Raw genomic sequence first — 21,603 nt, forward strand, 5'->3', positions numbered from 1 at the left:
GTTAGCAAAGGCCCCGGCAAGTGCCGGTGCGCGCTGCGCTTCCTAAGCCTATGGAACCGTGCACGCTCGCGCCTCCATCATTTGATGGAGAGATCGAGCCAGAGGGAGATTTCGTGCGCGGACAAATGCCAGGAGAACGGTGCAAAGGTATTAGGGCTTCACCGCGTATTGCACCAGTTCGATCTCGTTCGTCGCGGGCGCGCCCCTGCCGGCCAAACGGCCTTGAAACGCTTCACGCACCACGCGCTTGACGCTCGGGGCATACCAGAGCGTTTCCTCCATCGGGCCGCCGCCCGGACCATACTGCGGCTGCCAGACACCGCTCATCGTGATCTTCACTGCGGAGAAAGTGCCCGCCTTCGTCTTGACCGTCTCCACACCGTCCACTTCACATTGGGCCCGGCGCTGCACCCTCATGCCTGAAGGGGCAGTGGCCGTGCAGTCCGCCTCGTAGCGCTCGCCGACCCGCAGCGGAAAATGCAGGACGATCCCGCAAGCACGCGTGTCGGCGCCATTGGGAACGACGTTGGCTTCGGAGGTGAGTTCCAGACGTCCCCCGCCGGGGCCGATCAGCAGCGATGCGCTGCCGTCCGCGTGGACGGACGTCACGGTTTGCGTAAAGGTTCGACTCTTGCCGGACAATGCGTCGGACCGCTCGAAGGTCCAGTTGTCCCCCACTTTGTAGTGGGGCGCATCTTGCGGCAGCGCAACGGCAGCGGTGTCGAGCGCGAAACTGGACGGGGCGAGCGGCCCCGCCGCCAGCACGCACACGACGCCGATCGCCGCGGCGCGACGCGCATATGACCTCATTGGCCCTGCTTCTGCAGATATTGCTGCACGTCGCTCATCGACACACGGCCCGTATGCGCCGTATCGATCTGATCGAAATGCTGCGCGATATACCCGAGCCCACTGCTTTGCGCCTGAGCTTTCGTGATCGATGCACCGTTGCTCAACGCGGAATTCGCGCCCAGTCGCGCCGCCACGCGCTGTTGCGCCTGCTGCTGCAATTGCGTACCCGTGGAGGGCGTGAGCGGCACTGGCCGGTTCGACGGGAAAAATGGGCCATCCACACCGTGGCCGCCCTTCGGGAGTTCAACGGGCGCCACGGCCTGCGTTGCGGCCTGAGCGTTGGCCAGTGTGACCGCGCCAACCGCGCACGCCATGAGCGGCGTAATGCACCACAGCTTGTTGAATATAGACATGATCGCTCGCCTTCAATGAGTAAGGAGCGGGGCCCGCAATCGAATCACGAATATCGATGCGCGACGCAAGCCCCGGCCTGTAACGTTATTGACCCGCTGCCGCGACTGCCGTTGAAGTCGGCGTGCCCGCCGGACTCTCGTCGGGCCACGGCTGCGGAAGCGTCCAGAGCGAAAGCGCCAATGGTATGGGTTGACCACCATAGTAGCTCACGAGGTCGGCCTTCATTTTCGGGCGCGCAACGTCGTCCAGATAAATCATATGACCGCCCTGGAAGAAGTTCACCTGCAGATTCGGGTTCAAACCGGCCACCGTTTGCAGGCGCGCGAGCTGCTTCTCCGTGTTGAAGAACGGCGTGGCGAGATCGTGATAGCCGTTCTCCGCCAGCACCTTGAGTTTCGGATTGAGCTGGATTGCGCCGAGCAGGTCGGGCAGCGTATCGGGCAGTGGCTGGCCGTCGTGCGAGAAGTCCCAGACCTCGATGATATTGTCGTTCAGCGGCATATATGTCGCACGCGGCGCCTTGTAGCCGAGATAATCCGGCATCTGCGTGGCCAGCGCCGTCGTGAACGGCTGCGAGATGAGGATGTCCGATGGGTCGCCGTCGCTCTGCAGGCGCGGGTCCGAATTGGGCAACGACACGCGCCCGTCGTAACGCCCGATCGTGGTGCCCGGGATCAGTTCGTTACTGAAGGGATTCACGTTGAAGTAGCCGTTAAGCGCCTGCAAGGTGAGACTCGAAGGCCAGCGCCACGAATCCAGCGTTTTCTCGGGTGGAAAGACCGGCTTGCCTAGCGCGTCGGGAATGCCGAGTTGACTCAGCACCCACGATTGCGCGTATTTCCGGAAATGTTGGTACTGGCCTGTGGCGAAGATCTCCGACTGCAGCGCAAAGAGCCCTTGATCGATCATCGGCGGCGAAACCAGATTGAAGTAGGCGGCCACCTCGGCATAGCCCGGGTAATAGCCCGCGAGCGTATCGGTGTCGAGCTGCAAGCCTGCGGTTGATTCCGTGATCGCCGTCGCCTCGATCGCATCGGCAAAGTAGTTGAGGATAGACGACTGCAGCACGATGCCGGTCAGTTGCACACCCGCCGCTTCGAGCGCGAGCGCAAGCATGTCGGTGCGCGGCGTGCCATACGATTCGCCGTACAGATAAATCGGCGAGCTGCCGCGATTGTTCACGGCCAGATAGCGCTTGATGAAATCGCGCATCACGTCCACGTCTGAATCGCAGCCCCAGAACTTCTGGTTCGTGTTCGGCAGGATGGCCTCAGAAAGCCCCGTGCCCGGCGGGTCGATGAACACCATGTCCGTGGTGTCGATCAGGCTCTCTGCATTGTTGACGAGCGGAAAGTTCGGCCAGTTGGTGAGCAGCGGATCGGGAGTGGCGACACGCGTTGGCGCAAACGAGCCGAGACGCAGCCAGATCGACGACGAACCCGGGCCGCCGTTATAGATGAACGTGACCGGCCGCGGCGAACCGTTCGTGCTCGGCGCGGTATAGGCGACATACGACATCGTCGCTTCCGGATTGCCGCTTGAATCGGAAGCGGTCAAATGGCCGGTTGTCGTCGTGTAGTTGATGGTCGTTTTGCCGGAGGTCCACTGGTAATGCATGATCGCGGCCTTTTCTGCGACCTGCGACGCGGCAAGACCATCGGTGGCGTTCGGCGAATAGGCAATCGGGTCCGTGTAAGGCTGGTTTGATGAGTTTGGCGTTTGCGCAGCGGCCTTCGCGCTTGCCGCAACCTGGTTCATCGCAGTTGCCGCAGACGAAGACGGACTGCCGTCGCCACCGCCGCAACCCGCAAGCATCAGCACGCCAATCGCGATTGCGGCTGTATGGCGCAACGGGTTCCGACTACGGCTACAACCCACGCTGGATGTACTCTCCGGATGCATTGTTATACCCCTTCGAATGATGACGTCACACTACGCGGGGGCCGCACTCGCCGGAAATGAGGCCTTGAAAAAGGCATCGAAATTCAAATGCAATTGCCGGCATACGGCGGCTGACATTTCACTTTCCATTCCTGACAAAGTCGATTCATTTCAGGCGTTATCTATTTATTCTGGATAACTAAATAATCCATAGCGCATCGAGCGAAAGCATTGAGTTTCGCTGACGTGATTTCGCTGGAAATATTTGGTAATGGAGGGTGGCAGAGGAAAAATAGGAGTCGCCACAGCACTTTGTCAAGGGATAGTTTTGGAACCTATGCGTGCTGATTCGTTGCGCACGCAGCAATTCCATCAAGCAGGAAACGGCCACCTGCAGACGTGTCGGCACTGCGAGATTTCATTGCAACGCGACCTTGAGCAAGCGTCGAATGGCAGGCTCGACAATGCCCACGAGGGGGTATCGAAATGATTGCAATCCGTGGGTTGAGATCGAAGGCGAGCGTGTCCCCAATTGGGGACATACTTCCCGATCGATGCGGGATGCTAAAGAAGCACGTTCGGTCGTTTAGCTATTTTGATAAATAAAAGCCGCTGGTACGCGAAACACGCATAGACGGTAAAAAATTCCGCAACTCAATCTTCACCAGAATAAAGTCAAGACGCATATGTGCGCCAGGTAACAACGGAGATTGACGCGCTGTGGGAAATCAACCATATTTTCCTCACGCGGCTGTGCTCGGTCCGGCCACGCCGCTTTCCTGTGCATGCAGATCGTGAGTTCCGCGGGGCGTCGTGCTTCGCTTCAACGACGATTCTGAGCATGCCGAAATGGCATCGCCATAACGGTGGGACGACATCATGTCCGCTCAGATTGGTCGCGACCATAACTTCCCCTCGGCGTGCAAGCGCTGCGGCGGGCTGCTGTACGAGAACTTCGAATTCTGCCCTTACTGCGGCACGGATCTCCCGCTCGACAAAGTTTCACTCGGCACCCATCCGAAAGCCACGCTGACACCGCTCGGAGCGACGGCGGCGACGCCCCCTGCCCCCGCGGCCGCGAAAATGGCGCCGGCGGGCATGCCCGCGACCGATGTGCCATCGCTGAACCCAGACTACCCGCACGCCGCGCAGAGCGGCATGCAGCATGCCGCGCAGCACGCCATACAACTTGCACACAGCGTGCGGTTTTCACAGATGAGGCAGTGGATCTTTCCCAGGGGCCTGTTCGTCGTCGCATTGATTCTTGTGTTCGCGTACGGCACGTATTTGCTGCTCGGTACGAGCCACCAGCGGGAGAGCACGGCCAGCGAAGAGACGCTGCATTCTTCGGGCGGCTCGGTTTCGACCAATGCGCCTCGGCAACAGTCGGACGAAACGCCCGCTGCTGCGGGAACGGGGACCCACGCCGCGCCTCAATCGCCCCCGCCGGATGCACACGCCGCGACGCAATTCGCGGATGTGGCCGACGGCCTGCGCGTCGCGCGTAACAGCCTTGCGCAGAACAACCTGTTCGACGCGAGGGCCGCGGCCAACGCCGTGCTCGCACGCGACACGGACAACGAGGAGGCGCACGCGCTACAGAGCGAGATCTCGGCGCGCGAGCAACGGCGCGACAGCGCGTTGCAAAACGCCGACCGCTGCGCCGCGCAGGGTGCCTGGGCCTGCGTGCAACAACAGGCTTCAGAGGCGCTGGCGATCGACTCGAGCAGTCAGGCCGCGCAAGCGCTGATGCAGCGCGCCATCGTATCGACCGCCTGGAAACCGCTGAACTCATCCAATGGCGCCGCGCAAGCGAACACGGCGGCACCCATGCCGCACGCCGCGAACACCGTGCGGCTGCCGTCGTCGCAGGATTGGAACACGAGCGCTTCGCCGCCGCCACTGCCCGCTGCAACGAACGCAACGAATGCAACAACCGCGACCAATGCGACAAGCACGACGACAAACACGACGAACGCGGCGACAGCCTCCAGTCCCGCCAGCAACGACAACAGCGTCGAAGCACGGGAGCGCGCAATCGTGCAAAACGGCTGGACGCGCACCGCGCCGCCAGGTGCTTCGCATTGAGAAGGAATACAGAACATATCGAAGTCAGCCGTACATCTCAAACAGGGCGGGAGAGAGACCATGTTGAAAACGACTCTAGCGGGAGTGGCGACGCTGATCGCCCTGCTTTTCTCGGCGCTCGCCGTCGCCGCAGACGCGAACTACAAGATCGTGACCGGCCCCGAGCGCGGCACGTACATTCAGATCGGCCAGGATCTGTCGAAATGGGTGGCGCCGCCGGCCGGCATCGACCTCGAGGTGATTCCATCGAAAGGCTCGGCGGAAAACGTGCAGCGCATGCGTTTCGAGCCCGGTGTGAAGCTCGCACTCGTGCAGTCCGACGTCTATCAGGCCTACGTCGATATGGCCAACTCCGGCAACGAAGAGGCCGGCACACTGATACGGCCGCTGCGCCTCATCATGCCGCTCTATGACGAGGAGATTTACTTCGTCGTGCGTAACGACTCGCCGATGAAGAACATCAACGAGATCAAGGACAAGGTGATGAGCGTGGGCCTGATCGGCAGCGGCACCGCGCAGTCGGCAACGACGCTCTACCGCCTCATGTTCGGCCAGCCCATTCCCGAACAGAACGCGCAGCACCTGAGCAATGAAGACGCGCTTGCGGCGCTCATCGTCAAGAAGATCGATGTGGCGATCATCGTCGCCGGGCAACCCGCCAAGCTCTTTACCGACATGAACCCCGAACTGCTGCAGCAGATCCGCTTCCTGCGCGTCGATCCCAACGCCCCGGAAACGGCGCGCGCGAAGCAAACCTACTATCCGGCAACCATTCACGTGTCGAGCTACCCGAACTGGCTGAAGGAGGACGTGCCGACCTGGACAGTCAAGGCCTTTCTCGTCACCTACGACTACAACCTGCGCGATACGGTCGGCAACCTGAAGCGCTTTGCCGATTCGCTCTGCACGAACTTCGACAACCTGCAGGAGCACGGCCATCCGAAGTGGAAGCAGGTGAAGCTCGAACTGCCCAGCCTCGGCAAAGGCTGGCAATACTATCAGCCCGTCGAGCGGCGCCTGAAGGCGTGCTTCGCGCATCGCGCCGCAATGCAGACCTCAAAAGGCCCGGCCACGGCACAAGGCGGCACACCCGCGCCAAGAGCCGACGGGCGGCCATGCTCGGATCAGGAGCGCTTGCTCCTGCTTTGCAAGTAAGCCCGCGAGTCAGCCGCCAGGCCATCCGGCTCGGGAACGCGATCCCCAAAGCGCGTAATCGGCGCGCCAGTCCGGCCTTCCAACGCCAGTACGGCGTGGAGGCCGGTCCCCTTGTGCGCGCATGCAATCTCTCCTGGTATCTGCTTTCAGGATGTCCTAATGTCGATGGGTGCCGCGATGCCGGCACGTCGAAACGGCCGTCCCGATGCAGTGCGTCCTACCCTAACAACAAACAAGGAACCACCCATGAGAGATACCCCGTTCGCAATCCGGCGTAAAGCGGCGCGGCTCAGTGCCGCGATCGCCTTGGCAGGCGCGGCGCTTGTGCCGGGCGCACACGCTAGCGGAAACAACACCGGTCACACAGCATTCAACAGACTGCCGCCGTTCGTCGTGGCGAGCAGTCTGCAAACCACCACCTACGACGGCGTCAGCGACGATCTGCTCACCGCCGGCCTCGGCAAAAGCGGGCTTGCCGGCGCGCAACCGGCCATCGCGAATCCCGCGGCTCCGACGGCAGCGGAATTGCGCAGGCTCGCGATCTGGGCGAACTATCGCGCGCTCGTCGACATCAGTGCGAACGGCGGCTATGGCCGCTTCTGGGGGCCCAACGTCGATCTCTACGGCAACGACACGCTGGGCGAAGGCAAGATCGCCGGCACCGAATACCTCGCGTTTGCCGACGACGGCAGCGGCCGCCAGAACGTCAGCCTGCTCGTGCAGGTGCCAACCAGTTTCGATCCGGCGAACCCATGCATCGTGACAGCCACGTCGTCGGGTTCGCGCGGCGTGTACGGCGCGATCTCGGCGGCCGGCGAGTGGGGACTCAAGCGCGGCTGCGCGGTGGCCTATACCGACAAAGGCACGGGCAACGGCGCGGAGGAACTGATGAGCGGCCTCGTTACGCTGATCGATGGCCGCACGGCCGACGCCGCAGCGGCGGGACGCACGAGCATTTTCACCGCGAACGTGGCTGCGGGAGCGCTCGCCGCATACAACCAGAAGTTTCCGAACCGCTATGCGTTCAAGCATGCGCATTCCCAATTGAATCCCGAAGCGGACTGGGGCAAGGACACCCTCGAGGCCGTCCAGTTCGCATACTGGGTGCTCAACCAGCAGTTCGCGCCGCGCGTCGACGCATCGAATCACGGCGTGCGCTACGCACCCGGCGACATCACGACGATCGCGGCTTCCGTGAGCAACGGCGGCGGCGCGTCGCTCGCGGCAGCCGAAGAGGACACGGGCAAGTGGATCACGGCGGTCGTCGTCGGGGAACCGCAGATCAACGTGCGCATGCCCGGCGACGCGCAAGTCAGGGAAGGCGGTCAGCGTATTGCCGCAGCCGGCAAACCGCTCGCCGACTACATGACGCTCGCAAACCTGCTGCAACCGTGCGCCGCACTCGCCGACGCCGCCGCTGGCGCGCCTTATCTCACGGCGCTGCCCGTGGCGACCACCACCGCGATTCGCGAGGCGCGCTGCACGTCGCTCGCGGCGGCAGGCTACATACACGGCGGCGATACGCAGGCGCAGGCAAACGATGCGCTCGCCCGCCTGCACGAAGCCGGCTACGAAGCGGACTCCGATCTGCTGCACGCGCCGATGTGGGATTCGCAGGCCGTGCCGGCCGTCGCGGTGACCTACGCCGATGCCTACACGCGCTCGAGCGTGCTGGACAACCTGTGCGGCTTCAACTTCGGCACGACGAACGCCGCGACGGGCGCGGCCGGCGTTGCACCGGCCGTCTCGCCCTTGCTCACGATCTTCGGCGTGGGTAACGGCGTGCCGCCGACCAATGGCGTCAATCTCGTCTACAACGTCACGCCGCCGGGCGGCGCCGACCATCGGCTCGCCACGCCGGACGCGAGCTTCGCGGGCGCGGCCTGCGTGCGTGCGTTGTGGACGAAGGGCGATCCGCGCATGCGCCAAAGCGTTCAGGCGATCAGCGTCAATGCGAACCTGCACGGCAAGCCTGCGATCATCGTGCAAGGCCGCAGCGACGCGCTCGTGCCGATCAACCATGCTTCGCGCGCGTATCTCGCGGCAAACAGCGAACGAGAAGGCTCGCGCAGCCACTTGTCGCTCTACGAAGTGATGAACGGGCAGCACTTCGATGCCTTCCTCGCCGTGCCGGGCTTCGATACGCACTTCGTGCCGGTCCACTACTACAACATCGCCGCGCTCAATCTGATGTGGAGTCACCTGAAGAACGGCACGCCGCTGCCGCCGTCGCAGGTCATCCGCACGATTGCGCGCGGCGGCACTCCGGGCGCCGCACCGCCGCTGGGACTCGCTAACCTGCCGGCCATCGTGGAGAACCCGGGCAGCAATGCGATTCGCGCGAACGATGGCGTCGTGAACGTGCCGCATTGAGGCACGAGGAAGGTTGGCGCGGCGCTCGCATCACACCAGCAGTTGCCGCGCCAGCACTTCCCTCGCCTGGGTCACCGTGTCCCCTTCGCCGGGATGAGGCGGCATGAGCGAGAACACGGCGTCGGGCAAAGTGGGCAACCGGTGCTTCGGGCCGAGACGCACGAGGCCCTCGCCGATCGCGGACGCGCACAGGCACCCTACACCGAGGCCGGCTGCGAGCATGGACTGCAGCCCCGCCACGCCCGACGCGCTGTGGACGAGCACGTACGGCAGGTCGTTTTCTTCGAGAGAGCGCACCGCGACCTGGTGCATCATGCAGTCGCCCGGCAGCAGCACGAGCGGCAGCGCTTGCGGCAACTGCTCGGCGAGCATGGGCGACGCGACCCAGTGCAGCGGCTCGCGCATCAACTCCCAGCGCGTGTCCGCGTCGTCGGCGGCGGGCCGGAACGGGCCGCTCGACAGGTGCATGACCACGCCGAGATCGATCTGCCGCTTTGCGTAGGCAACCTCGATGTCGGCGCTCTTCATCGCGCTCACGTGCAAGCTCAGTTGCGGATAGCAGTCGCGCAGCCGCACGAGCAAACCCGCCACCTCGTTGGTGCGGAAGTACTCGGTAATCGCAACGCGCAGCTCGCCCTTGATCGCCTGGCCGCGCACCTCGTCGAACGCGGCTTCGTTGAGCGCCACGAGGCGCCGCGCGTGCTCGAGCAGCCGCGTGCCCGCGGGCGTAAGCTCGACGCCGCGCTTGCTGCGCACGAACAGCGGCACGCCCGCGCGCACCTCGAGCTTGCGCACCTGCTCGCTGATCGTCGATTGCGAGAGATGCAGCAGCGGCACCGCCGCCGAAAGGCTGCCCGCGTTCGCCACCGCCGCGAACGTCTTCAACTGGTCGAATTCGAAACCGCGCATGACATTCCACATCCATCGAATAGCTCGATGGATGGTACCACTTATTCCCGCTTTTCCGTTTCTTCGAGTGTCGTCAGAATGTCGATTAGATAGCCAGGCGGCGCGCCCATAGCGCAGCAGCCTGAGCGCAATCCAGCCCTTTATTGCTGAGCACACTCATGTCTGACAATACGTACGCGGCCTGCGCCGTGGCGCCCCGCGCGGCGGCCGAAGCCGGCCACAGCCATCACGGCTGGGCGCTGGTCGTTTTGCTGGTGGGCGCGATCCTGCCGCCGCTCGACTACTTCATCGTCAACCTGGCGCTGCCCGCGATCCGCGACGGACTCGGGGCGAACGCGTCCGAACTCCAGCTGGTCGTCTCGGCCTACGCGTGCGCGAACGCCGTCATGCTGATCACCGGCGGGCGGCTCGGCGACCTGTACGGCCGCAAGCGCATCTTCATGATCGGCATGGCGGGCTTCGTCGTCGCCTCCACGTTCTGCGGCCTCGCCACCAGCGGCGCGGCGCTCGTGGCCAGCCGCATCCTGCAAGGCCTGTTTGCGGCGACCCTCGCGCCGCAGGTGCTCGCCACCATCCGCAGCGTCTTCACGCCACAGGAGCAGGTGCGCGTGATGAGCCTCTATGCATTCGTGTTCGGCGTGGCGGCGGTGATCGGCCAGCTTGGCGGCGGCGCGCTCATCAGCCTGCACCCGTTCGGTCTGGGCTGGCGCGCGATCTTTCTCGTCAACCTGCCTATCGGCGTGTTCGCGCTCCTCGGCAGCTGGCGCTTCATTCCGGAAAGCCGGCCGCCGCGCGGCAAGCGCATCGACGTGCCGGGCACCGTGCTGCTTTCGCTGTTTCTGCTGATGCTCGTTTATCCGCTCACGCGCGGGCGCGAGTCCGGCTGGCCGTTGTGGATGCTCGCCTGCCTCATCGGTTCGCTGCCCATGCTGGGCCTGCTGCTGCGCGTCGAGTGGCGCAGCCTCGCGGGCGGCCGGGATCCCCTGCTCGACGTGCGGCTCTTCCGCAATCCGGTCATTGCGCTCGGCCTCGTGCTGGGGTTCCTCTTCTATACGATGAGCGCGTTTTTCCTGACCTATGGCATCTATCTGCAAGGCGGCCTGCACTGGACGCCGCTCGCATCGGGACTCGCGATCCTGCCGTTCGGCCTCGGGTTTCTTTCGAGCCCGTTGCTGATGCCGCGCCTCGTGCACCGGTTCGGCGGATATCGCGTGCTGACGCTCGGCTTCGTGCTGCTTGCGCTTGGGCTCGCCATAGCGGCGGCGCTCGCGGGCGCGGCGGCGCCCGGCATGGGGTTCTATCTGGGACTGGCGGCCATTGGCATTGGCCAGGGGCTCGTTCTGCCCTCGGTCGTACGCATCGTGCTTGCCGAAGTGGCGCCCGAGCACGCGGGCATTGCCTCGGGCATGGTCACGGCAACGCTGCAGATTGGCGCCGCCGTTGGCGCGGCCACGCTAGGCGGCCTGTTCTTCTCGAAGCTCGGCGCGGCGCCCGGCATGCTCGACTACGCGCATGCGTTCAGGACGACGATGTTTTCGCTCGTCGCAATTCTGCTGCCTTGCGCGCTGCTTTCTACCGCGCTTGGACCGTTGCATCGGCGCATGCATGTCACGCATGTCACCGAGGCAAGCGGTCCGGTCACACGGTAATGTGCTCCGGAGTCCTCTCGATCAGAAGTCGATCTGCGCGGAGAGCAGCACGGTGCGCGGCGCGGACGTCGTGAGGTAGGAGCCCTGCTGGATCCAGTAGCGGCTGCCGAACAGGTTCTCCAGGTTCGCCCGGAACACCACGCTCTTTTGGGCGATTCGCGTGCTGTATCGAGCGCCGATGTCGTAGCGCGTCCACGACGGCAGGCGCAGTGTGTTGGCGGCGTCGTAGTACTGCGCGCCCGTGTGGATGATGCGGCCGTTGACGCTCAAGCCCTGCACCCACGGCAAGTCATAATCCGCACCAAGGTTGAACGCGAAGTTCGGCACGCCCACCGGCTCGTTGCCGTCGGTCGCTCCGCCAGCGGTGTTGCGCAACTTCGCGTCGTAGAACGTCGCGCTCGCCATCAACCGCAGATGGCGAAACGCCTCGCCGTACGCGGCCAGTTCGAGGCCGCGCACGCGCGTTGTGCCATCGTAGCCATAGACGTTCGTCACCGGGTTCGTCACGCCATTGGGCTGCGAAAGCTGGAACACCGAGACCGTGGTCATCACGCGGCCCCAGTCGGCTTTTACGCCTGCCTCGTACTGGTTCGACTTGTACGGCGCGAACGCCTGGCCCGCGTTCGCGGTGCCGATCGGCGCCGTGCTGCCGTTCGTGAGGCCCGACGTGAAGTTGCCGTACACGGAAATGTTCGACCACGGCTTGAAGACGATGCCCGCGAGCGGCGAAATCGCCTGCTTCACATACGTATCCGTGCGCTCGCCCGTCGTCGTGTCGTAGTCATCCACGCCGATGACCTGACGCCGGAAGCCGCCCGTCAGCAGCAGGCGGTCGTTCCAGAACGACATCGTGTCGATCAGCTGCTGGCTGTCGAGGCGCGTGTGGTTCGAGCGCTGGGCGTCGCCGCGCGCGGTCGTCATGGCCGGAAGCGGCGTGGGATTGTAGAGATTCGAGGCCACCGACGAATCGGAGAGCGCATAGAAATAGCCTTGCTCCTCGTTTAACGACGTTGCGCCCGCAACCAGTGTGTGCTTCACGCCGAACGTGTCGAAGTGCAGACGCACGCCCGCATCGACGGTGCGCGTGCGGTTGTACGCGTCGTAGTACCCGTTCATCACATTGAAGTCGCCCGCGGCGGTCATGCCGCTCGCCCACGGGAAATTCTGCTGCGACGTGCCGTAATGCTCGCCCGCCGCGCCATACACGGTCAGGTATTGGTTGACGTCGTACTCGAGCCGCGTGGTGACCGCCGAATCACGCAGCCTGAGCTTCGAGCCGGGATAAAAGTTGGTCCACGACGAAGGCGCCGCCGGCACCGCCGTGGCCGTGCCAAGGCCGATCTGCGGGCGGAATTCGTCAGTATTCTCGGAGATGTTGTACGCATCGAGCGACCAGCGCAGCTTCTCGCCGCGGTAGTCGAGCGCGACGGCGCCATTGCCCTGGCTCTGGTTGCCGTGCGCGATGCCCGTCTGCCCGTCCTTGTACTGGCCGTTCACGCGGATGCCCCACTGGCCATCGCTGCCGAAGCGGCGGCCCACGTCCGCCTGCACGCCGAACTGCCCCTTCGACTGGTACAGCGCCGTGAGGCGCGTGAGCGGCTCGTCGTCGGCGCGCGTGGTGACGATATTGATCGCGCCGCCAATGCTTCCCGAAGGCCCCATGCCGTACATGAGCGAGCCCGGACCCTGAAGCACTTCGACGCGCTCCATGAGGTTGACCGGCATGCGGCTCGCCGAGACCATGCCGTAAAGCCCATTGAGCGCCACGTCCGTTGCCTGAACGTCGAAGCCGCGAATCTGGAACACGTCGCCAAAGCCGCCGCTGCTCTGCTCGGCGCGCACCGAGGCGTTGTTCACCACGACGTCGGCGAGCGTGCGCGCCTGCGTGTCCAGCATCATCTGCTCGGTGTAGTTCGTGGTGCTGAACGGCTGATCCATCACGTTCGCCGTACCGAGCACGCCGATGCTGCCGCCCCGCGCCACCTGCCCGCCCGCGTAAGCGGCCGGCAGCTCGCCCGGCATGGCCGTGGCCTTGACGGACACCGCAGGCAGAACGCTGCCTAGCTGCTTCGTGTCGGCTGCCTTCGTGTCGGTCGTCGTATTGGCGGCCTGGCTGGCGTCGGCTGGGGTGGCCGGCGCACTCTGTGCGCACGCAACCGATGGCGCGATGGCGGTGGCCAGCAATCCCATCAGCAGTCGTTCGACCGTCCAGGAGATGGCGGTGCGCCGGAATGGCCTTGGTGTGTTTTCCCGTTCAAGCATATGGCTGTCGTTGTTGTTCGAAGAGGTGCTGCCTGCGGCGGCATTGATAATGATATTGCGAATCATTATCAATTGTAATGTAAACCTTTGCTTAAACAAAACGAAATCGCGGATTTTTCTGGGGACGTTGCGTGGACAACGGCTAACGGGGTTGCCAGCCGCTTTTCAGGACGTGGGCCACAAAGCATCAAGGCCGCTTCCCTGCGGAAGCGGCCTTGATGTACGGGGAGAACGGGAACGCCGGCGACGAGGCCGCTACTCCGCCGTCCTAATGGGCGACGGCCTTTACGGTCAGCGCGTTGTTCACCGACAACACACCGGCCTCGCCTTGTGCGGCCTGCGCGGCGGCGTCCACCTGGCCCTGCTCGGGCACCGAGCCAAGCAACGTCACCACGCCGTTGCGCGCGCGGACGGTCAGGTTGGTCACGTCCACAGCCTTGTCCTTGCCGAGCGCCTTGCGCACAGCCTTTTCAAGCATGTGGTCCGCCTTGCGGGCGGCTTTGGCCGATGATGCGGCGGCCACTGGAACCGAGGAATCGGCGGGCTGGGCCTGCGCATTGAACGCGGCCAACGCCGTCATCGTGACGACAATGATGGCGAATTTTTTAAATGCCATGGTTGCGTTCATCCGATCAGAAGGTCGTTCGAATGCCGACGTTCGCGCCGACCGTCGTGCCTGGCGGCAGGCCGAGGCCTTCGGCGGCCAATCCGAGACCTTGCAGGCCCCCCACTCCGCTGCCGCCGCTCTCCACCGTCAGCCCCGAACCGAGGCAAACACCGTTGTGCGCGCAAGTGTTGTTCACGAGGCCGACCTGCGCATACAGCGACGTGCGCTTCGAGAGGAAGAATTGCGAACCGATCGCGCCCATCACCGAATGACCGCCGGCGTTCACGCGGTCCTGCTGGTAGTACACGCCGGCGTTCAGATCGAGATACGGCAGCGGGAAATAATCGAAGCCGCCGCTATAGATGTTCACACTGGTATTGGTCGAATACATCAGCGACGGATTCACCGAAACCGGCACGTTATTCGCCTTGAAGTTGGCGAACGCAGCCTTGGCAATCAGCCCGCCGAATTTGTAGCTCATCCCCGCGGTATAGGCGCGGACGTTGATGGGATAGAGTTCGCCAACGCTCGCGAGCGCACTGTCGGCCGCGTTGTTGGTGCTGATGTACGCCGCCGCGGCGAGGAATGTGCCGTTCGTGTAGCGCGCGCTGACCGACCATGCGCGGCCGGTCTGGAAGGAACCGGCAACGCCGCCGAGCGCGAACAGGCCGGCTGCCTGGAACCCGCCGATGTCGGGCGACGTATACGACACCGCATTCGGCATGAAGACCGCGGCGATCAGACTGTTGTCGCTGACGGGGGTGAGAATGCTGCCGAATTCACCGGCGCCGCGCGGATCGAGCGCGTAAATGATGTTGAAGAATGGCGAGATCTGCAGGCCGGCCTTGACCGTACCGAAACCGCCCGACAATCCGACCTCGGCGATACGATTGAACAACCCGTTGTTGCCGCCCGGGTTATCGAAGCCCCCATTGGCAAGATTGATACCGCTTTCGAGCTTGAATTCCGCCTTGAGGCCGCCGCCCAGATCTTCCTTGCCGGCCAAACCCCACAATGAAGGCGAATAGCCCGCGTTCGTGAGCTGGAACACGTGGCCCGTGCCCGTGCTGCTGCCGTTGAATTCCGGTGTCGAATGACTTAGATACATCACGCCGACATCGGCGATACCGTACAGCGTCACGCTCCCGTCCGCGTTCGCCGCGCTCGCCTCACAGAGCGCCGCGGCGGCCGCACATGTCTTGAGCAGCCATTTCCGTTGTTTCGCCATCTTCATGAGTCTCCTGTCTTTAGAGATGGTTTTTAAAATAGTTATGCGTTGTCTTGCTGACGATTCTTCCGTTCAATTCATTTCGGATTACAAAGTATTTGGCATTCAAGTCGCGATGAAACCTCGGCGCTTTCCATCCCCGCTACGGCGCCTGAATGAAAGCGTGCTTCGTCTCTAGCCGGTCACGTCCGAATTGCTTTCGCAAAGCCCGGCAACGGCCTGCGAGGCAACCACGCGCATCTGCCCGAAAGTCAGCCCCTTCCATTCGTCGTTGTCGCAGTAGAACGCGTCCTTCAGGCTTTGCCGGATTTGCGCGGCGGTGGCGGCCCCGCAGTCCGGATGACGATGCAGCCAGTGATCGGCGCGCAGCGCCTGCAATACGTGCAGGGGTTCGTAAGTGCCGAATTCGAGACCCAGGGTCGTCTTTTCGACGCCCGGGAATTCGTCGCACGAAAACGTGATGATCGGGCCTTGCACATCGGCCGAAATGGAACCGGGTTCATGGATCGGCTTCACGTCGTTGCCCCACCAGCGGCGCGCTCTTTCCAGTTCGGCGCGATCCGTGCTCATGAAGATCTTTTCGCCGTGGCCATACGGGCCCAGCCCCGTGTGAAGATCGATCCATGCGAGGCGACGATAGCCGCTCGCGTGCGCGCGCAGGATCGAGTGGACGGCCCGCGTGCTCCAGCTCGTTTGCGCTCCGCCGTAGAACATCCCGTCTGGTACCGCGTACTGTCCCTTCGACACCGTTTCGCGCAACGCCGCTTCGCCGTTCGTCTGGATGTAGGCCCCGAGAGCGGCCTGATTGGCCGCGTCAGGCGGCCAAACCTCAGGCAGCAGCAAGGGATCGAGCGTGACGTACCCGGGATTCGAACCGGCCAGCGCTGCATGGTCCGCGCTATTGCGATTCAGATCGACGTTGTCTTCGTTCACCCGGCGCAGATGCGCGAAACCATACGGGTTGACGCCGTGAATCATCAACAGCGCGACGCCGCGCCGTTTCGCTTCGGCAAGGAAGGCCGCGTCGTCGAGCAGTCCGACCTGACAACCCGATCCGCAGAAACCTTCAACCCCATGCGTGCCCGACGTGATGATGAGCAGCGCACGAGCGCCGGCCGGCGCGTGAATCGCGAGGTCGATCGACAGGCTCCCTCCATCGGGGCAGACAGCCGTGGGGTGCGCGACCTGCCCCAGTTCGAACCCGCCAGCACGCGCCGCTTGCGTGAATCGCTCGCGTGCCTGCGCATAGGACGCGGAGAAGTATTTTTTTATTACCATGCAGTGACCCCGATGAGATGCACGCGAGGCGTGCGTTCGGCCACAATGATCATGACTAACGCACCGGTGCACAAGGCAATAAAAAAACGGCCTTGATAACGCTTTTTTATCCCCTGGAGCAGAATGAAACTTCGTCAATTGCGGGTATTCCTCAGTGTCGCCGAGCAAGGCAGCTTGCATGGCGCCGCGCGCGCACTGCGTTTGACGCAACCCGCCGTCACAGTGACGATCCGCGAACTGGAAAGAACGCTGGGCGTGCCGCTTGTCGTGCGTTCGGTCAACGGCATTGCGCTCACCGAATACGGCGTCGTGTTTCAGCGCCGCGCACGTATGCTGGTCAACGACGTGCGGCACATTCATGAAGAACTGTCGACCATGCTCAATGGCGCGGGCGGAGAGGTCGCCGTGTCGGTGTCATCGGCCGTGGCGTGTGCGTTGCTGCCCCAGGCGTTTGGGCAGTTTCGCGCGCAAAATCCCGATACCTCAGTGACCGTACGCGAACTGGCGCTGCCCACCGCGCTCAACGCACTGCGCGACGGAGACACCGATTTCGCGGTCATCACGGCGGTTGCAGACACGCAATGGCCCGATTTCGTCGAGCAGCGAAAGATCATGTCCATGCCGTTGCTGGTCGTGGCGCGCCAGAGCCATCCACTCGCGCATGCCCGCTCGATGTCGATGCTGCACGCAGCGGAATGGCTCGTGCCTTGCGAGCCCGGCGATCAGATCGACAAGGGGTTCAGCGCCTATTTCCACTCGCTGGGTCTGTCCGCGCCGAGCAGGATCATGCGCTGCCAGGCATTGGCGCCGTCCGTCGCCTTGATCGCGAAGACCGATGTGATTTGCGTGGCCACGCTGCCGACGTTCGAACTCGAAATGAAGCGCCGCAGGATCCGCGAAGTGAAGATCCACGAGCAGTTTCCCGACATGGACGTCTACGTCGTGCAAAGGCGGGAGCGGCCGCTCACCACGGCGGCCGCGCGCTTTCTCGCCTGCGTCGAGGAAGCCGCCATGCAGTGAAGCGCCTGCCATTACATCGGATACCTAACGATATCTCGTGAATCACCGAACCTGGTCGCCGATGGGAGGAAACACATTCCAGTAGCCGTCGTCGTGCTGAAAGAAGAACAGCGCGTGAAATCCCGTTGTCTGGCGCGTCTCCACGCACACATAGCGCGCCCTGCCTGAAGGGGTATGGCCAAACGCGGTGACGTGCACCGGCGTGGTAGGTGCGAGCCATTTTTCGACCTGATAACGCAGTGACTGCGTCTTCGTGCGTCTCATCTGGTCCTCCCAGACATCGGTTGGTTTTGCGGCCTTCTCGCCGGATTCGGCGACAACACCCTGCGCAAACCGGACGCTCCTGGTGCATGGCGCAATGCTTACCGCGCCGCATCAAGAGCTTGAGAAAGCACTTTAACTATAGCCAGAAAAGTCTTTCGCAAACTCGATTTCAGCAAGATAGCAACAAAACAACGGAAACCCGGAAGCATACACAGGGCCGCATCAGGCAGCGTTGGCTGATGCACCGCACCAAACTGTGGCTCGTTAACGAATTTGTAAGCCTGGTATTGCTGGTGAAAGACGCAGCCCCTGCGCCGCGCCCCACGCACCCGCGGCACACACAACCGCCCCCACGAAAACAACGAGCCACAAATAAACTCCGCGAGGCCGATAGCGTTGCGGCAACACGGTGACGCTGAGTGCGACGAGCAACCCGAGGACGAGCGGCAACATCAACGTATTGATCACCTGCGCCGCGACGTTCAGGGAAACGAGATCGGGCGCGAGCCAGACCGCCCACGCACTGCCGGCAACGGCCAGCGCATACGCGCCATAAAACCAGGGCGCACGGTCGGGACGGTCCTCCAGCGACGCCCTGTACCCGAACACATCGCCAAGCCCCCATGCCAGCGCGAGAGAACTCACGATGGCCGCCACCAGCGCCGCGCCGAGCACGCCCACGCCAAACAGCAGGCGGCCTGCAAACGGCCCCGTAACGGCAACGAGCGCATTGCTGATTTCGCCGATACTGTCGAGCGAGCGCGGCTCACCATGCGCCGACAACGTTGCGGCCGCAGCGACGAGCACCGCTGCCGTGAGCCATTGCGTGAGGACGGCGCCGACTGCCGTCTCGACCCGCGCCGACGTGAAGTCCTTTTCCGAGAGGCTGTCCGCGACCGCCGCCTGCTGATAGAACACCATCCATGGATTGAACGTCGCGCCGATGAGCGCCGCGGCCAGATAACCGGCTTGCCGGCCACCCGCTGCCAGGTGAGTCATCTGCGGGACCATGACCTGGAGCTGGTGGCGCGCACTCCATGCGACGGCGAAAAACGTGAGATCGAATGCGCCGATGGCAATGGCGATCCGGTCTACGCGCTTGTGCGAGCCCGTGAGCACAATGCCTGTCAACAGGATCACGGCGAGCGGCAGCGTAACGGAACGCGATACGCCATACATCTCCCCCACGCCAGCGACGCCAGTAAACTCCGTAACGAGCGACCCCAGCACGGCGACGACCAGACCCGCTGCGGCCAGCGACGCCCAAACCGGGCCGAAGCGCGAGCGGATGAGTTCGCCGTATCCGCGCCCGGTGAATATGCCGAGACGTACGGTCAGTTCCTGAACCATGTAGAGCAGCGGGACGAGCGCGAGCAGCACGGGCAAGAGCCGCAGCCCCGTTTGCGCGCCCGCCTGTGCGGCCGTCACGACGTTACCGGCGTCGCAGTCGGCCAGCATCACGAGAAGCCCAGGGCCCCATAGGGCGAGCCGGCGCAGTCCTCGTGAAACGGTTTCCTTGAGCGTCGGGAGACGGGTCATGCGTTCTGAAAGGATGCGCCTGTAGTATCTGTCGAGCGATTGTAGCGTGCGAGTCAGGACGCGCTGTCCCGAGGGACGTTGAATTTCATTTTCCTTACCTATGGCCTTTATATCCGCGCGTTCCGCGAGTCACACGACAGACGTTCCGCCCGCCCTCATCCTCGGCGCCATAGGCGTGGTGTTCGGCGACATCGGCACCAGCCCGCTCTACACATTGCGCGAATGCCTGAAAGCCGCCGGCGGAATAAGCCAGGCCAACGTATTCGGCATCGTGTCGCTGATCCTCTGGTCGATCATCATCGTCGTGACGCTCAAGTACGTGAGCTTCGTGATGCGTGCGGACAATGACGGCGAAGGCGGCATTCTGGCGCTTACGGCGTTAGCCGCTCGCGTGGCGCCCGTGCGGTTGCGCACCGTGCTCCTGACACTCGGCGTTTTCGGCGCCGCGATGTTTTACGGCGACTCGATGATCACACCGGCGATTTCGGTCATCTCGGCAGTGGAAGGCGTCGAACTCGTGGACCCTCATTTGGCCACGTGGATCGTGCCCATTGCACTCGTTATCCTGACCGGCCTGTTCAAGCTTCAAAAGCACGGCACAGCCACGGTCGGAAAAGTTTTCGGACCGGTCATGATCGTATGGTTCTTGACCCTTGCCGTACTCGGTGTTTTTCATATCGCACACAACCCCGGCATCTTGCGCGGCGCATTGCCGTCTTATGCATTGAGCTTCGTTGCGCACGCACCCGGTACGGCGTTCGTCGTGCTCGGCTCCGTGTTCCTCGCCTTGACGGGGGGCGAAGCGCTCTATGCGGACATGGGGCACTTCGGCAAGACACCCATCCGGCTCGCGTGGCTGCTGCTCGTGCTGCCAAGCCTCATTCTCAACTACTTCGGCCAGGCCGCGCTCGTGCTCGCGACGCCTTCCGCGCTCACGCAGCCGTTCTTTTCCCTCGCGCCGGGCTGGGCACTGCTTCCGCTGGTGCTGCTGGCTACGGCGGCGACGATCATCGCGTCGCAGGCCGTCATTTCCGGCGCGTTTTCCATGACGAAGCAGGCCGTCCAGCTGGGCCTGCTGCCACGCATTCCGGTCATACATACGTCGACGCACGAAGTGGGTCAGGTCTACGTCCCGTTCATCAACATATCGCTCTATGCGGCGGTCGTATTCCTCGTGGTGTTCTTCCGGTCATCGGACAATCTCGCGGCCGCTTATGGCATTGCCGTTGCCTCGACGATGCTGCTGACAACGCTGCTCATGTACTTCATTACCCACTGCTTGTGGAACTGGAAGCCGGCCGCAACGGTGGCTGTGATCGGGCCGCTGGCCATTGTGGATGCGGTATTCGTTGCGAGCAACGCGGGCAAGGTCCTCGATGGCGGATGGTTTCCGCTGCTGGCAGGCGGCGTGCTGTTCACCGTCATGACGACATGGCATCGCGGGCGGGAGTTGGTCGTCGAGCGTGTGAAAAGCGACAACCTGCCCTTACCGGCATTCATCCAGTCGCTGTGCGCGGGATCGCACCCGCCTCCCCGCGTGAACGGAACGGCTGTGTTTCCCGGCGGAGTGCCCGGCATGACGCCGAGCGCGTTCATGCACAATCTCAAGCATAACGGCGTGATGCACGACACCAATATCTTTCTGGCTGGCACGACCGAGAATGTTCCGCATGTGCCTGAAAGCGAGAAAGTCTCAGTGAGCGATCTTGGGCACGGATGCTACGCCGTCGCGGCGCGCCATGGCTTCATGGAAATGCCCAACGTCCCCGCACTCCTTCTGCTCGTGCAAAAACAGATACCTGCATGGCAGTATGAACCCGCAGCCACATCGTTCTTCCTCGCCCGCGACACGATCCTCGCAACCGCACAGAGCAAAGGCATGTCGTTATGGCGCGAAAAGCTGTTCGCGTTCATGGCGCGCAACGCGGCGCAAGCGGCCGAGTATTACAGCCTGCCCGCGAACCGGGTGGTCGAGATGGGCGGACAGATCAACCTATAAGGCGCGTGATCGGGCGTATCGCTGGAGAAAGACAACGCATGACGAATGACGCTTGTCGGTGGCAATCCGGCGCGCGTCATTCGTTCGATTGCGTAATAGCCGCGCGCCGCTCTGTTCGAGCCGCGCTGTTGACGTCACTGTTGAC

At 63.2% G+C, this 21,603-nt stretch carries 16 protein-coding genes; 6 read left to right on the forward strand and 10 right to left on the reverse strand.

Annotated elements, in window-relative coordinates; genetic code table 11:
- Window positions 1–150: 150 nt before the first annotated feature.
- The 3 genes from U5A58_RS16605 to U5A58_RS16615 all read right to left on the reverse strand — a co-directional run bounded on the left by U5A58_RS16605 (window position 151) and on the right by U5A58_RS16615 (window position 3,108).
- Window positions 151–810, reverse strand: a complete 660-nt coding sequence (locus U5A58_RS16605) for a hypothetical protein (protein ID WP_321962249.1) — start codon at window positions 808–810, stop codon at window positions 151–153.
- Window positions 807–1,166 (reverse strand): 2-oxoglutarate dehydrogenase, encoded by a 360-nt coding sequence (locus tag U5A58_RS16610; RefSeq protein WP_415774238.1) that lies wholly within the window; start codon window positions 1,164–1,166, stop codon window positions 807–809. The genes U5A58_RS16605 and U5A58_RS16610 overlap by 4 nt, the downstream gene beginning before the upstream one ends.
- Before the next feature lie 124 nt (window positions 1,167–1,290).
- A complete protein-coding gene (locus U5A58_RS16615; RefSeq protein ID WP_415774234.1) occupies window positions 1,291–3,108 on the reverse strand; it encodes a S10 family serine carboxypeptidase-like protein in 1,818 nt (605 codons plus the stop codon).
- An 858-nt stretch (window positions 3,109–3,966) separates the two neighbouring features.
- Between U5A58_RS16615 and U5A58_RS16620 the strand changes: the two genes are divergently transcribed.
- The 3 genes from U5A58_RS16620 to U5A58_RS16630 all read left to right on the forward strand — a co-directional run bounded on the left by U5A58_RS16620 (window position 3,967) and on the right by U5A58_RS16630 (window position 8,703).
- Window positions 3,967–5,175 carry a zinc ribbon domain-containing protein gene (locus tag U5A58_RS16620; protein ID WP_321962251.1) on the forward strand — a complete coding sequence of 403 codons (1,209 nt, stop codon included), beginning with the start codon at window positions 3,967–3,969 and terminating at the stop codon, window positions 5,173–5,175.
- 60 nt (window positions 5,176–5,235) lie between these two features.
- The gene (locus U5A58_RS16625) at window positions 5,236–6,330 is read left to right on the forward strand and encodes a TAXI family TRAP transporter solute-binding subunit (RefSeq protein ID WP_321962252.1); all 1,095 of its coding nucleotides are present in this window, start codon (window positions 5,236–5,238) and stop codon (window positions 6,328–6,330) included.
- Between the two features lie 246 nt (window positions 6,331–6,576).
- Window positions 6,577–8,703, forward strand: coding sequence for a D-(-)-3-hydroxybutyrate oligomer hydrolase (locus U5A58_RS16630; RefSeq protein ID WP_321962253.1), 2,127 nt, complete (start codon window positions 6,577–6,579; stop codon window positions 8,701–8,703).
- 30 nt (window positions 8,704–8,733) lie between these two features.
- Here the strand turns inward: U5A58_RS16630 and U5A58_RS16635 are convergent, their stop codons facing one another.
- Window positions 8,734–9,612 carry a LysR family transcriptional regulator gene (locus tag U5A58_RS16635; RefSeq protein ID WP_321962254.1) on the reverse strand — a complete coding sequence of 293 codons (879 nt, stop codon included), beginning with the start codon at window positions 9,610–9,612 and terminating at the stop codon, window positions 8,734–8,736.
- Window positions 9,613–9,770: 158 nt separating this feature from the next.
- On the opposite strand from U5A58_RS16635, the gene U5A58_RS16640 reads away from it, so the two are divergent.
- Window positions 9,771–11,261, forward strand: coding sequence for an MFS transporter (locus U5A58_RS16640; protein WP_321962255.1), 1,491 nt, complete (start codon window positions 9,771–9,773; stop codon window positions 11,259–11,261).
- Window positions 11,262–11,282: 21 nt separating this feature from the next.
- Here U5A58_RS16640 and U5A58_RS16645 read toward each other — a convergent pair whose 3' ends face one another.
- The 4 genes from U5A58_RS16645 to U5A58_RS16660 all read right to left on the reverse strand — a co-directional run bounded on the left by U5A58_RS16645 (window position 11,283) and on the right by U5A58_RS16660 (window position 16,636).
- Window positions 11,283–13,523 carry a TonB-dependent siderophore receptor gene (locus U5A58_RS16645; RefSeq protein WP_321962256.1) on the reverse strand — a complete coding sequence of 747 codons (2,241 nt, stop codon included), beginning with the start codon at window positions 13,521–13,523 and terminating at the stop codon, window positions 11,283–11,285.
- Window positions 13,524–13,791: 268 nt separating this feature from the next.
- The gene (locus tag U5A58_RS16650; RefSeq protein ID WP_321962257.1) at window positions 13,792–14,151 is read right to left on the reverse strand and encodes a BON domain-containing protein; all 360 of its coding nucleotides are present in this window, start codon (window positions 14,149–14,151) and stop codon (window positions 13,792–13,794) included.
- Between the two features lie 4 nt (window positions 14,152–14,155).
- Window positions 14,156–15,364, reverse strand: coding sequence for a porin (locus U5A58_RS16655; RefSeq protein ID WP_321962258.1), 1,209 nt, complete (start codon window positions 15,362–15,364; stop codon window positions 14,156–14,158).
- Window positions 15,365–15,532: 168 nt separating this feature from the next.
- Window positions 15,533–16,636, reverse strand: coding sequence for a M14 family metallopeptidase (locus U5A58_RS16660; RefSeq protein ID WP_321962259.1), 1,104 nt, complete (start codon window positions 16,634–16,636; stop codon window positions 15,533–15,535).
- 123 nt (window positions 16,637–16,759) lie between these two features.
- Between U5A58_RS16660 and U5A58_RS16665 the strand changes: the two genes are divergently transcribed.
- Window positions 16,760–17,656, forward strand: coding sequence for a LysR substrate-binding domain-containing protein (locus U5A58_RS16665; protein ID WP_321962260.1), 897 nt, complete (start codon window positions 16,760–16,762; stop codon window positions 17,654–17,656).
- 42 nt (window positions 17,657–17,698) lie between these two features.
- Here U5A58_RS16665 and U5A58_RS16670 read toward each other — a convergent pair whose 3' ends face one another.
- Complete coding sequence (locus U5A58_RS16670) at window positions 17,699–17,920, reverse strand: hypothetical protein (protein WP_321962261.1); 222 nt, start codon at window positions 17,918–17,920, stop codon at window positions 17,699–17,701.
- Window positions 17,921–18,184: 264 nt separating this feature from the next.
- Complete coding sequence (locus U5A58_RS16675) at window positions 18,185–19,459, reverse strand: NRAMP family divalent metal transporter (RefSeq protein WP_321962262.1); 1,275 nt, start codon at window positions 19,457–19,459, stop codon at window positions 18,185–18,187.
- Between the two features lie 100 nt (window positions 19,460–19,559).
- Here U5A58_RS16675 and U5A58_RS16680 point away from each other — a divergent pair, with 100 nt between their 5' ends.
- The gene (locus U5A58_RS16680) at window positions 19,560–21,458 is read left to right on the forward strand and encodes a potassium transporter Kup (protein WP_321962263.1); all 1,899 of its coding nucleotides are present in this window, start codon (window positions 19,560–19,562) and stop codon (window positions 21,456–21,458) included.
- Window positions 21,459–21,603: the final 145 nt, after the last annotated feature.

The sequence above is a fragment of the Paraburkholderia sp. J7 genome (assembly GCF_905220155.1).
In the GTDB taxonomy this organism is placed as follows: Bacteria; Pseudomonadota; Gammaproteobacteria; order Burkholderiales; family Burkholderiaceae; genus Paraburkholderia.